Genomic DNA, 12445 nt, shown 5'->3' on the forward strand with positions numbered 1-12445 from the left:
GTCAATTAACCTGTAAACAACCCTATCATGATCTCACAGCAGGCAAAAATCCAGGAAGCAGTCGCCTTTATCAGAACAAAGACAGGTGCTGATTATCCGGTTGGTATCGTTCTTGGAACAGGCCTCGGCGCTCTGGTCAAGGAGATTGATATTGACTTTTCCCTCGACTACAGCGACATCCCGAACTTCCCTGTCTCCACGGTTGAAACCCACCACGGCAAACTGATTTTCGGAACCCTTTCGGGAAAAAATGTTGTCGCCATGCAGGGGCGCTTCCATTTTTACGAAGGCTACTCCATGCACCAGATTGTCTTTCCAATCAGGGTCATGAAGTACCTCGGCGTCAAAACCCTCGGCATCACCAACGCCTGTGGCGGCCTGAACCCTGCCTACAGAAAAGGGGAGATCATGCTGATCGATGACCACATCAACCTGCTCGGCACCAATCCGCTCATCGGGCCAAACGACCCTGAAATCGGCTCTCGCTTTCCTGACCTCTGCGCACCCTACTCTCCCCGGATACTGGAACTTGCTGAAGAGGTCGCATTAAATCAGAGAATCAAGGTTCAGCGCGGAGTTTATGTAGCCCTCTCAGGCCCTTGTCTTGAAACCCGTGCCGAATACCGCATGTTACGTACCCTTGGCGCCGATGTTGTCGGCATGTCAACCGTGCCAGAAGTGATCGCTGCCGTACATCAGGGCACAGAGGTCTTCGGCATGTCCATCATCACCGATGAATGCTTCCCGGACAACCTCAAGGCGGTCAGCATCGAAGAGATCATTGAGGTCTCCAACCATGCCGAACCCAAAATGACCTCTATCTTCAAGGCTATTGTCGCAAACCTTTAATTATCACCATACCAGTATGATAGACGCCATTTCTTTCAACGACAGCACCCTTCGCTACCTCGACCAGCGCTATCTGCCGCTGAGGGAGGAGTATGTTTCCACCAGAAATTACGAGGAAGCCATAGAGGCGATCAAAACCCTTGCAGTACGCGGCGCTCCCCTGATTGGCGTTGCTGCAGCCTACACCATTATTCTCGGCATAAACAGCTTCCAGGGCACAAAAGAGGAGTTTCCTTCTTTTTTCAAATCGCTTGTGGCTGAAGTTGAAGCTTCACGCCCGACAGCGGTCAACCTCTTTTTTGCAGCGGCACGACTCAAGAAGGTCTATGCTGAAAACTATGAAACTGACACAATCGAGGCGCTCTTTGCAAAAATGAACACTGCTGCCCGCAAAATCCATGATGATGAGATCGCAAACTGCGATGCCATGTCGCGCCACGGTGTTGATCAGATCAAGATTGACCTTGCCCACATCCTGAAAACACGTAAGCTCAATGTTCTGACCCATTGCAATACCGGCACCCTTGCCTGCTGCGGCACCGGCTCAGCGCTTGGGGTCATCAGGCTTGCCTGGCAGGAGGGGCTCATCGAGCGGGTCATCACCTCCGAAAGCCGCCCGCTCTTGCAGGGGCTTCGTCTGACTGCCTGGGAACTTGAACATGATGGCATACCCTTCGTCTCTATTTCCGACTCCTCATCAGCATTTCTGATGCAGAGAGGAATGATTGATTTTGGTATTGTCGGAGCGGACCGGATTGCTGCCAACGGTGACACGGCAAACAAGATTGGCACCTGCGCCCATGCCATCAGCGCATACCACCACAATCTGCCGTTCTACATCGCCGCGCCGGTATCAACCATTGATATCACCATTCCTGACGGCACGCATATCCCGATTGAAGAGCGCAACGCCGATGAGCTGAGAACCATTTTCGGCACACAGGTAGCTTCACCGACAACACCGGTTCTCAACTATGCTTTTGATGTCACACCAGGAAAATATCTGAGAGGCATCATTACCGACAAGGAAGCTGTGGTCGGTAACTACATTACCGGACTCGCTGCACTTATGGAAGAGTAACCTGCAGTGGTTTCGCAGGAGCAACACATTGCTAAAAAGAGAGACGCTCACCGAAAACCTTGCTGATTCGGTGAGCGTTTTTTTATCTGCCTGATAACCTGGTAATGAACTCCGGTCAGGCTCATCCGCCAGGATGCAATCTTTTTGATTTTTTTATCAGCGACATACCTTGGTGAATTTGTATTTGATACTTTCCGCAAGATTTTATTCAGGTCAAAACTCTATCTTTTTAACTATATTATGGCAGTATGTCGGCAGACGATTTAACTTTTTTTATATTGATCCGTCCGACGTTCTCTCTTTATTTTCCTTAAAAATGATCTGGAGGAGAGCATGAGCGAAGCAGGGTACAACTACAGGATAGTGCGCGGTTTTGCCTTTTCGGCGCTTTTCTGGCTTATCATTGGTCTGGTCGTCGGGCTCTGGATAGCCTTCGAAATGTTCAATCCGGCACTCAACCTTACCCCCTGGCTCAGTTTCGGGCGGTTGCGTGTTGTGCATACCAATGGTCTCGGTCTTGGCTTCGGACTCGCAGGTATTTTTGCAACCTCCTACTATATCCTGCAGCGCCTGACGAGAGTACCGCTTCCCTTTCCCCGACTTGCTCAAGCTCATCTCTACCTCTTCAATGCAGCAATAGCGCTGGCAGCCGTGAGCCTTTTTGCGGGAATGAACACCACAAAAGAGTACGCTGAACTTGAATGGCCTCTTGACATTGGTGTTGTCATTTTCTGGGTCATGTTTGCCGTCAATGTCTTTGGCACGCTGATCAAACGTCGCGAAAAGCAGATGTACATCTCCCTCTGGTACATCATCGCCATGACCGTCACCATTGCCATTCTTTACATTGTCAACAACCTTGAGATTCCCGTCACACTCTTCAAGTCCTACAGTATCTATTCAGGTGCAAACGATGCCAATGTGGAGTGGTGGTACGGGCACAACATTGTGGGATTCATCTTTACGGTTCCGATACTGGCGATGTTCTACTATTTTCTTCCAAAAGCCACAGGCCTTCCCATCTACAGCCATCGGCTCTCCATCATCTCTTTCTGGGCGCTGATCTTTGCCTATCTCTGGACTGGCGCACATCACCTTATGCTCACCCCTCTGCCGGAGTGGATTCAGACCGTTGCAATCGCCTTCTCCATTTTCCTGATTGCTCCGTCATGGGGCTCTGTAGTCAATGGCTATTACACGCTGCAGGGAAACTGGGAGCAGATGCGCACCAATTATCTGGTCAAGTTCTTTATTGCGGGCATCACCTTTTATGGTCTTCAGACCCTTCAGGGGCCCCTGCAGGGATTACGCACCCTCAATGCTTTCTTTCATTATACTGACTGGGTGGTCGGGCATGTGCACATGGGAACCATGGGATGGGTGACCATGATCATTTCGGCATCGTTCTACTATATGATTCCACGCATTACCGACACCGAGCTCTACAGCATCAAACTCGCCAACAGCCATTTCTGGCTCATCCTTGTTGGTCAGCTCACCTGGACCATTACCATGTGGATCGCAGGAATCCAGCAAGGAGCGATGTGGAAAGCAACCAACCCGGATGGTTCGCTGATGTATAATTTTCTTGATACCGTCACCTCTCTCTATCCCTATTACCGGTTGCGCTTTGCCGCCGGGATAATCTATTTTATCGGTATACTGGTTTTCGCCTGGAATCTGATCATGACAGTACGCCAGCAACCTCAACAGAGTGAAGCTTAAACAACAAATCCACAAACAGGAGCTGCAATCATGGGGATCACTTCCAAACCGGTTGTTTTTGCTATTCTTTCAGCCGTTGTCATCCTTATAGGCACCACCGTAACGGTCTTTGTTCCGCTTTTCATGCCTTCTACACAGCCAGTCAGCGCTGCCATAAAACCCTATACGGCCGTAGAACTTGAAGGGCGCGACATCTATATCCGCGAGGGATGCAACAACTGCCACACCCAGACCGTACGACCGCTTAGAACAGAGGTACTTCGCTACGGGGAATACTCCAAAGCTGAGGAATTCGCCTACGACAGACCCTTCCTCTGGGGTTCACGCCGCACAGGCCCCGATTTGAACCGCGTTGGCGGGAAGTATCCCGATGCCTGGCATTACAAGCACATGCAGAGTCCGCAAGGGATGTTTGAAAAATCAAATATGCCCCCTTATGGGTGGCTTGCCAAAAACCGTCTCGATACCACATATTCATACAAAAAGACATCCATTCTTGGCTATGGCTATTCTGAAAACGATGTCCGGCAGCAGATAGCCCAATATCATGCAACGGTAACCGATGGCACCTATTCCTCAAAAGAGAGTCGTGACCAGGTGACACCGCCAGAGCTGCGCCAGGAACTGACCGAAATGGATGCCATGATTGCATACCTCCAAAAGCTGGGAAGAGATGTCAAAAACCTGGAGGCAACAAAATGACCTTTTCAGGAATGGCATATTTCCTCTTTACCCTGCTGCTCGCCACTGTTTTAGCGGGAATAATTATCTACTACTACAACCCGAAAAGAAAACAGCAGGTTGAGGAACCGAAGCACAGAATGCTTGATGACGACAATTGAAAAACCCTAAGAGTACCACAAGATCAACAAAAGGAGAGCTGCCATGCATGATACCCCGGAACCCCAGGATGGCCATAACAAAATCCCCAAAGGGTGGCTGCTCTTTTTTTATGGGGGAATTATCTTTCTGATCGCCTATATCTTCTTCTATACACCGGCAATTTCCGGCTGGTCTTTCTACCAGGGCTTTGAAAAGGAGATGGCGGCGGCGGCCAAAACCGAAAAACCGGAGACGATCAAAACATATTCCGACAACAAGGAGGCCATCAAGGAAGGGAAAGAGGTCTATGCAAACACCTGTGCACCGTGCCACAAAGATGATGCCACCGGAGGAATCGGCCCCGATCTGACCCTTGCAACGCTCAAATATGGAGCAACCCCGCTGGATATCTATGAATCCATTACCAAAGGCCGTCCCAACGGGATGCCCTCATTCCTGCCCCAGATTGGTGCGGAGAAGAGCAGCAAGGTTGTCGCTTATCTGGAAACCCTGAGAAAAAAATAATTACTGATAACACTGGAGTCTGCCATTTTGTGGAAAATCAAAAGAAACATCGTCGAGATCCTGCAGGCCATCATGCTTACGGGCCTGCCCTTTCTCACCCTGAACGGTCAAAGTGCATTCCGGTTTGATATCCCCACTCTCAAACTCTATTTTTTTGGTTCGGCCATCTGGATAAGTGAGTTTTATCTTATCCTCGCCGTCACACTTTTTTTTATCCTCCTCATCGCCTTTGTTACCGCCATTTTCGGTCGCATCTGGTGCGGTTGGCTCTGCCCGCAGACCGTTCTGCTTGACCTGAGCCAAAGCATCGCTGCCCTGGCAGGCAAGAAGTACCTCAAAACCCTGCAAAGTCTCATCCTGCTGCCCCTCTCGGCCCTGATATCGATCACCATGATCTGGTACTTCGTTCCTCCGGCTGAGACTATGAGAAGCCTCTTTGTTTCGCCAACGATTACCGCTTTTTTTCTTGTTCTCTGGGCACTGGTCTACCTTGAACTGGCGTTTCTGGGAAGAAGGTTCTGCACATCGATCTGCCCCTACGCCATGCTGCAGAATGCCCTCTTCGACAAGGATACCCTTGTTATCGAGTATGACCTTTCACGCGATGCTACCTGCATGAAATGCGACGCATGCGTTCAGGTCTGCCCGGTTGGTATTGACATCAAAAAAGGGTTGAACTCTGCCTGTATTGCCTGCGCTGAATGTATTGACGCCTGCCGCCCCCTCAGCGAAAAAAGAGGTATGCCCCCCTTTCCGAACTACAAAGGGGTGATCGTTCGCCGGAAAACATACTGGCTTGGTGGCGCCACTGCCGCTGCGGCGCTAACTCTTTTCCTGCTCATATGGAGTCGCCCGGCAGTCGATTTTCTTGTCACACGCGACAACGCACCCCTTCCGGCAGGTTTGAACCGCTACTCCTATACCGTTTATAACAACAGTGGAAAACCTCTCTCACTTGCACTCTCCTCGCCTGACCCTGTCACCCTTCTCGGTGAACACACTCTCCTTTTGCAGCCATTTTCAGCCATTCACGGCAGGATACTGATCAAATCGAACGGCAAGCTGGAACGTGTACGTCTCGGAATCTCCGGTGACGGCATATCCATAAACAGGGAAACCGGTTTTCCATGAAGCTCTTTCTTTACCTTATCTATCCCCTTTTCTTCTTTGCCATGGGATGCGGCATCTATGTGGCATACAACAATGCCGAAGGCCTTGTTGACAAAAACTATTATGAGAACGGGAAACACTATTTTGCAGCCAAAGAGGTCGAACAAAAGCTTGATGTTGCAATCAGCAAACCAGACTCGCTGAAAATGGGAAGCAACGAGATCCACATCAGCGTCACCTCACACGGCAAGCCGCTTGAAGATGCCGCTCTCTCTCTTTTTGTCGGCAACCTCTCCTCAACCCGTTATGACTCCACCCTGACCATGCAGGAAGAGGCTCCCGGCATCTATCATACAACTGCAGCGATTCCCTTCAAAGGAGTCTGGTTCGTCAGAATCGATCTTGTTAAACAACAACTCAGAGCCACACGAAAATGGTTTTTCGACGTACGGTAGCCGCACTGGCACTCGGCGCATCACTGCTGAGCAGCAGCATCTTCACCACACCACTCATCGCAAAAGAGAGTGAGTGCAACATCCACCAGGGCCCCTGCACCATCACCTCAGGGAGCCACAGTTATACGCTCAACATTGAACCAAAACCAGTGAGCGCGATGAAGGAGCTCACCTTCAGCGTAACGGTAACCCCATGCAACAGGCTATCAGACAAGCTGCTGCTCGACCTTTCCATGCCGGGTATGCCGATGGGCAAAAATCAGGTAACCCTTGTCAGAAAAAGTGGCTGCAGTTACGAGGGTAAAGGAATTATTGTCCGCTGCATGAGCGGGCGCACGCTCTGGAAGGTGACCATTCTCGCCGATGAACCCACAAATCCGGCATTTATCTTCAATGTCAGATAGCGGACTGATATCTGACGAAAAGGTGCGCTGCGACCACTGCCTTCAGGAGACAAGCAGGGCATCGGCCATAACCGCCCTTATCGACGGTGAGACCAGGTTCTTCTGCTGTCATGGCTGCCTCGGCGTCTACGAACTTGTTCACAGCAATTCACTCGACGCCTTCTACGACAAGCGCTGTGACTGGCAGCCAGGCCCTCCGCACACATCTGTAAAACTTGAAGCCGCCGCCTTTCGAGACAGCGTGACCCTTACCGACACCGGGAGTAGCATTGAGCTCCTCCTCTCGGGCATACGATGCGCCTCATGTGTCTGGCTTATCGAAAAATTTCTGATGAAACAGGAGGGGATTCTTTCAGCAAGAGTCAACTATGCCACACACAAGGCAACCATCACCTGGTCTTCCGATACCATCTCTCTCGACACAATTCTTCAGGCCCTCCATTCCATCGGCTACCTGCCACACCCTGGCCGTGGCAACAGCCAGAGTGATTTGGCAGCAAAAGAAAAACAGGATTTACTGCTGCGTTTCGGCACTGCCGCATTTTTTTCCATGCAGCTCATGCTCTTTATTGCCGCACTCTATGCCGGATTTTTCGAGGGAATGGAGGCACGCTTCAAACTTGCCTTTCAGCTCATCTCATGGGCACTCGCCACCCCGGTGCTCTTCTACTCCGGCTACCCCTTTCTGGCAAGCGCGTTTCGCTCTCTGAGGCAATGGTCGTTTACTATGGATGTGCTCATTGCTCTTGGCTCTCTCTCGGCCTACTGCTACAGCATTGCCATGATCGTTCAGGGCGGCGAAGTATTTTTCGATACCTCCGCCATGATCATCACCTTCATTCTTCTGGGCCGGTTTCTGGAGGCCGGGTCGCGCCTCAAGGCAGGTAACGCCATTGCTGAACTTGCCGAGCTGCAGCCACATGAAGCACTCCTCATCTCCGAAAACGGAGAAACAGCCTTGGTCTCTCTTGATACCATCAAGATTGGAGATCATGTGGAGATCATCCCCGGAGAGCGAATTCCGCTCGACGGGAGAGTCGTGGATGGCGAAGCGGAGGTCAACGAGTCCATGCTCACCGGAGAGTCAAACCCGGTTTTAAAAGAGGCGGGAAGCAACGTTTTCGCCGGAAGTTTTTCCATGAACGGTCGGCTCCGCATCTGCGTAACCGAAAACGCCAGCAGCACCCTGCTTGCACAGATCATTCGCACCGTCGAGGATGCACAGGCACGCAAGGCGCCGATTCAGGGAATTGCCGACAAAACTGCCGGTTATTTTGTGCCCGCAATCATCATCCTTTCCATTGCCACCTTTCTGTACTGGAAAGTCATTGCAGGAAGTACGGTCATTGCTTTGATGAACGCCGTCTCGGTACTCGTCATCGCCTGTCCCTGCGCACTTGGTCTGGCAACACCGCTTGCCATTCTGATCGGCACTACCGCTGTCGGCAAGAGAGGCATTCTGGTTAAAGGTGGCGATATTTTTGAAACCGTCTCAAAAATCACCACCGTCGTGCTCGATAAAACAGGCACCATCACCACCGGAAAACCCTCAATAACCGACCTGCACGACTACGGCCTCACTCCCGCGTTGGTACAACATATCGCCTCGCTTGAAGCGGCCTCGGAGCACCCCACCGGACGTGCCATCGTCGCTTCATGGCAGGGAGAACTCCTGAAAACCGTGCAGTTCAGGGCAACACCGGGCAGAGGAGTTTCAGGGATCATTGAAGGAACCCTCTGGCAGGCAGGATCGAGAGCCTTCATGGCACAGGAAAAAGTTGAGCTTCAACCGTTCCAGGAAAGCTGCGCCTCGGCACTCGAAGCTGAAGGAAAAACCGTGGTGATGGTCGCCTGCGGCCACAAGCTTGCCGGTATCATCGGCCTCATTGATGACCTGCGCCCGGATGCCCTTCCCCTGATAGCCGGGCTCCGCAAAAAAGGGCTATCGCTCAAAATCCTCACCGGCGACAATCAGGGAGTAGCCAACTACATCGCTGCAAAATGCGGCATCACCGACGTACAGGCCGGGCTCGGACCTCTTGAAAAAGCGGCGGTTATCCGCGACCTGAAAGCAAAGGGAATGTGCGTCATGATGGTCGGAGATGGCATCAATGACGCGCCAGCTCTGACCGAAGCCGATATCGGAGTCACCCTCGGCCACGCTTCCGCCATCGCCCTCGAAAGCGCCAGTGTTACCATCCTGAACGATGACCTCCGGCTCATCAACACCCTGACAGAAAGCTCATCTCGCTGTTTTTCCATCATCCGGCAGAATCTTGTCTGGGCCTTTTCGTATAATCTCATAGCGCTGCCACTTGCCGTATCAGGAGTGTTGCACCCCATCATCTCCGCACTCCTGATGGCAAGCAGCTCCCTTGTGGTGGTTGGCAACTCCCTGCGCCTGAAAAACATCTGACTGAGGAACCATCATGTACGCAACATTTTTTTTGATCGGCATTGGTCTTTTTGTCGGAGTCGCCGCATGGTTTCTCTTCATCTGGGCCGTAAAAAGCGGCCAGTTCGACGACCCCGAAGCTCCCAAATACCGGATGCTTGACGATGATGACGAACTGGCAAACCCCTTGAAACCTGCAAAGCCTGCAAAGAAAAAAAACCCATGACCATCACCCCCCTTCTCGCCATGCTTCTCTCCGGTCTTGCCGGAGGATTCGGTCACTGCATCAGTATGTGCGGCCCGGTTGTTGCCGCCTTCAGCGTTGGTGAAACCCGTAAAGGGATACTCCACCACCTGCTCTACAACCTCGGACGCATCACCACCTACACCATCCTCGGCGCTGTGGCTGGCCTCTCAGGCTCATTTCTGCTCCTTACCGCCTCCATCGAGCCTCTCCAACGCGCCATCATGATCATTGCTGGTCTCTCCATCATCCTCATGGGGCTCTCCACAGCAGAGTGGCTGCCACTACCGAAACAATTCACCAGTTGCTCAACCGGCGTTTCAGTAATTCAGCGCATCATGGCCCTCTTCAAAGCCCCACGCTCCGTCGGCGCCTACTACCCGATGGGCATCGTCCTCGGCTTTCTCCCCTGCGGCCTCACCTATACCGCCCTGCTCGCCGCTGCACGAGCCGCCATGGAGGCAGAGAACCCCTTTGCCGGAATGATGCAGGGCGCCCTGATGATGATGCTCTTCGGCATCGGCACTGCACCAGCGCTGATTCTTGTCGGGAAAGTGGTGAACAGCATCAGCAACAAAACTCGAAAATGGTTTTACCGGGTGGCCAGCCTGATTATGATTGCTACGGGTGTGTGGTTTGTGGTGTCGGGGTGGTGAGAGGAAGGTGGGTCAACGAGGCTGGACAGTTTCAGACGTCTTAAGAAATACTTGAACAATCCGATTATATAAGCGATGATGAATATCTCAGAAGCATTAACGGTATGGTTCAAAGCCTTAACGATGAAAAAACGAACCCCCGGAGATGCCTTTCCTTTTGTCAGCCGTGTAACACCTTGATTTCAGTATTATTAACCAAAATGCTGTACGATATTAACCTGCGAACGATACTCTGGAGATGAACAGTATGATCAAAAAAACCTTGTGCAAGCTTGACAAGCACGATATGGAAGAAAACATGGATACGATCATGAAGCTGGTTGCCAAGCCCCACTATCTTTGCGGCAAGTGCGCAAGAGTGGCAACAAAGAAAAAATATCTTTGCAAACCGGTCAAAATCAAATCATCAGAAAAAAAAGAGGAGTGATAACATGTGCAATCCCTGACAGTCAGTCAGCTCCTCAGGAAAGAAACCCGAAGAGCCTTCAAAGGTGTACTCTGGCTTGACAATACAATCCCCTGCAGCAATAACAGCTTGGCTTACCATTTGTACCCGCTGCTTTTCAGCCATTTTTTTGCCTTCGATTCTCCAAGTCTGGCGGCACTCACGAAGTCGTCGATGGCCGCTTTTTTGTTTCCCAAAACAAGGAATTTCATAAAAACACAAAATATATTTTGCTGAAACGGAAAGCCTGTACACAATTGAATGCACCCACCGGAGCCATAGAAACAATAAAGACTTGCAAGCCGAAACCTGCAAGTCTTTATTTGTTATGGTGCACCCGGGAGGACTCGAACCTCCAACCCATTGATTAAGAGTCAATTGCTCTACCATTGAGCCACGGGTGCAGAAAATCTATTTTGCCGGCAGCGCAGGAATCACGGGTGCCGGAGAAACAGGTGCGGAGGGCACTTTGTTTGCCGATGGCGCTGGCATTGCAGGAACATTCTGCTGCATACTACCTTCAGGTGCCTCTTTCACAGTTCTTCCTGGAAGCGTAAATGCGGCGACAAAACAGAGCAGCATCACGGTTGCTGCAAGAATAGCCGTCATCTTGCTTAAAAAATCACCAGTCCTTCTTACGCCAAGCGTCTGAACGGTGCCAAGGCTTGCAATACCACCTGTCAAACCACTGCCACTTTTAGGGCTCTGTAATAAAATAACCCCTATCAGCAGAATCGATGCAAGTAAACCGACAATGACAATGAAAACATGCATTTCCAGCCGCTTTAATAAATTTGCAAATATCGTATCTTCACATGAAGAAGGCCTTAATTTAGCAACTTTTAAAAAATATCCAAATCGCGATGGCTGATGCTGCCAAAATAGTTGTGATAACAGGCCTTGCCATCGTTGTTTTCGGTCTTTTCATGATGGCTTCCGAGAAGTCAGGCTCGTGGAACTGGTTCAACTGGTTTGGCAATCTTCCTCTCGACATCAAGATAGAACGGGATAATTTCCGGTTTTATTTTCCTCTTGGCACATCCGTGCTGCTCTCTCTGCTGCTCACGCTTTTTCTTTACCTTTTTAACAAATTTATCCGATAACCAATCCAATATGCCAGAAGAAATCAAAAGGGCTGCCCGTTCAGCAACGGCAAGCAGAACAACACATGAGACCGATATCACGATAACGGTCACGCTTGATGGCTCCGGAACCAGCTCGGTCAACTCGGGAGTACTCTTTCTTGATCATATGCTGACCAATTTCTGTAAACATTCCGGCTTTGACCTTGAGCTGGAGTGCCGGGGAGATCTTGATGTTGATGATCATCACAGCGTGGAAGACATTGCTCTTGTTCTTGGAAGCACCATTGCTGAAGCGCTTGGCAACAAGCGGGGAATTGGGCGCTATGGCTGGGCAATCATCCCGATGGATGAAGCTCTGGCGCAGTGTGCCCTTGACCTGGGAGGAAGAAGTTATTGCGTTTTCAATGCAAAATTTAATCGTCCGGTCATTCAGGGCTTTTCAACAGAGATGGTGGAGCATTTCTTTATCTCGCTTGCCGGGACATTGAAGGCCAATATCCATCTCTCAATCCTTGAGGGAGAGAATACGCACCACAAGATAGAGGCGCTGTTCAAAGCGTTTGCCTATGCGATGAAAGCGGCTGTTGCCATAACCGGTACAGAAATTCCTTCGACCAAAGGACAAATTTAGCTTTCGCCTCTCATTTCT

Annotated in this window: 17 protein-coding genes and 1 tRNA gene; 15 read left to right on the forward strand and 3 right to left on the reverse strand. The window is 50.8% G+C overall.

The window, feature by feature from the left end; genetic code table 11:
- Nucleotides 1-27 precede the first annotated feature (27 nt).
- The 13 genes from AC56AD_RS10440 to AC56AD_RS10500 all read left to right on the forward strand — a co-directional run bounded on the left by AC56AD_RS10440 (nt 28) and on the right by AC56AD_RS10500 (nt 10693).
- Complete coding sequence (locus AC56AD_RS10440; RefSeq protein ID WP_012508758.1) at nt 28-849, forward strand: purine-nucleoside phosphorylase; 822 nt, start codon at nt 28-30, stop codon at nt 847-849.
- Between the two features lie 16 nt (nt 850-865).
- Entirely contained in the window at nt 866-1930 is a 1065-nt protein-coding gene (gene mtnA, locus AC56AD_RS10445; protein WP_012508759.1) for an S-methyl-5-thioribose-1-phosphate isomerase, read from the forward strand.
- Between the two features lie 333 nt (nt 1931-2263).
- Nucleotides 2264-3655 (forward strand): cbb3-type cytochrome c oxidase subunit I, encoded by a 1392-nt coding sequence (locus tag AC56AD_RS10450; RefSeq protein ID WP_012508760.1) that lies wholly within the window; start codon nt 2264-2266, stop codon nt 3653-3655.
- Nucleotides 3656-3685: 30 nt separating this feature from the next.
- Nucleotides 3686-4357, forward strand: coding sequence for a cytochrome-c oxidase, cbb3-type subunit II (gene ccoO, locus AC56AD_RS10455; RefSeq protein ID WP_012508761.1), 672 nt, complete (start codon nt 3686-3688; stop codon nt 4355-4357).
- Nucleotides 4354-4497, forward strand: a complete 144-nt coding sequence (locus AC56AD_RS10460; RefSeq protein WP_012508762.1) for a cbb3-type cytochrome c oxidase subunit 3 — start codon at nt 4354-4356, stop codon at nt 4495-4497. The genes ccoO and AC56AD_RS10460 overlap by 4 nt, the downstream gene beginning before the upstream one ends.
- Before the next feature lie 43 nt (nt 4498-4540).
- Nucleotides 4541-5002 (forward strand): c-type cytochrome, encoded by a 462-nt coding sequence (locus AC56AD_RS10465; RefSeq protein WP_012508763.1) that lies wholly within the window; start codon nt 4541-4543, stop codon nt 5000-5002.
- A 27-nt stretch (nt 5003-5029) separates the two neighbouring features.
- The gene (locus tag AC56AD_RS10470; protein WP_012508764.1) at nt 5030-6133 is read left to right on the forward strand and encodes a 4Fe-4S dicluster domain-containing protein; all 1104 of its coding nucleotides are present in this window, start codon (nt 5030-5032) and stop codon (nt 6131-6133) included.
- Nucleotides 6130-6567, forward strand: coding sequence for a FixH family protein (locus tag AC56AD_RS10475; RefSeq protein ID WP_012508765.1), 438 nt, complete (start codon nt 6130-6132; stop codon nt 6565-6567). The genes AC56AD_RS10470 and AC56AD_RS10475 overlap by 4 nt, the downstream gene beginning before the upstream one ends.
- Nucleotides 6546-6971: a hypothetical protein gene (locus tag AC56AD_RS10480; RefSeq protein WP_012508766.1), complete on the forward strand. Its 426-nt coding sequence runs from the start codon at nt 6546-6548 to the stop codon at nt 6969-6971. Before AC56AD_RS10475 ends, AC56AD_RS10480 begins: the two co-directional genes overlap by 22 nt.
- On the forward strand, nt 6961-9387 hold the full coding sequence (locus AC56AD_RS10485) for a heavy metal translocating P-type ATPase (RefSeq protein WP_012508767.1): 2427 nt from the start codon (nt 6961-6963) through the stop codon (nt 9385-9387). The genes AC56AD_RS10480 and AC56AD_RS10485 overlap by 11 nt, the downstream gene beginning before the upstream one ends.
- A gap of 13 nt (nt 9388-9400) precedes the next feature.
- Entirely contained in the window at nt 9401-9592 is a 192-nt protein-coding gene (ccoS, locus tag AC56AD_RS10490; protein WP_012508768.1) for a cbb3-type cytochrome oxidase assembly protein CcoS, read from the forward strand.
- Nucleotides 9589-10266 (forward strand): sulfite exporter TauE/SafE family protein, encoded by a 678-nt coding sequence (locus AC56AD_RS10495; protein WP_012508769.1) that lies wholly within the window; start codon nt 9589-9591, stop codon nt 10264-10266. The genes ccoS and AC56AD_RS10495 overlap by 4 nt, the downstream gene beginning before the upstream one ends.
- 247 nt (nt 10267-10513) lie before the next feature.
- Nucleotides 10514-10693, forward strand: coding sequence for a hypothetical protein (locus AC56AD_RS10500; protein WP_012508770.1), 180 nt, complete (start codon nt 10514-10516; stop codon nt 10691-10693).
- Here the strand turns inward: AC56AD_RS10500 and AC56AD_RS10505 are convergent.
- The 3 genes from AC56AD_RS10505 to secG all read right to left on the reverse strand — a co-directional run bounded on the left by AC56AD_RS10505 (nt 10673) and on the right by secG (nt 11485).
- A complete protein-coding gene (locus AC56AD_RS10505) occupies nt 10673-10837 on the reverse strand; it encodes a hypothetical protein (protein WP_481859606.1) in 165 nt (54 codons plus the stop codon). The genes AC56AD_RS10500 and AC56AD_RS10505 overlap by 21 nt on opposite strands.
- A gap of 203 nt (nt 10838-11040) precedes the next feature.
- Nucleotides 11041-11115, reverse strand: a tRNA-Lys gene (locus AC56AD_RS10510).
- Between the two features lie 7 nt (nt 11116-11122).
- Nucleotides 11123-11485, reverse strand: a complete 363-nt coding sequence (gene secG / locus AC56AD_RS10515) for a preprotein translocase subunit SecG (RefSeq protein WP_012508771.1) — start codon at nt 11483-11485, stop codon at nt 11123-11125.
- 89 nt (nt 11486-11574) lie between these two features.
- On the opposite strand from secG, the gene AC56AD_RS10520 reads away from it, so the two are divergent.
- On the forward strand, nt 11575-11814 hold the full coding sequence (locus AC56AD_RS10520) for a DUF2905 domain-containing protein (RefSeq protein WP_012508772.1): 240 nt from the start codon (nt 11575-11577) through the stop codon (nt 11812-11814).
- 10 nt (nt 11815-11824) lie between these two features.
- Nucleotides 11825-12427 (forward strand): imidazoleglycerol-phosphate dehydratase HisB, encoded by a 603-nt coding sequence (gene hisB / locus AC56AD_RS10525; RefSeq protein ID WP_012508773.1) that lies wholly within the window; start codon nt 11825-11827, stop codon nt 12425-12427.
- Nucleotides 12428-12445 lie beyond the last annotated feature (18 nt).

The sequence above is a fragment of the Pelodictyon clathratiforme genome (genome assembly GCF_982375515.1).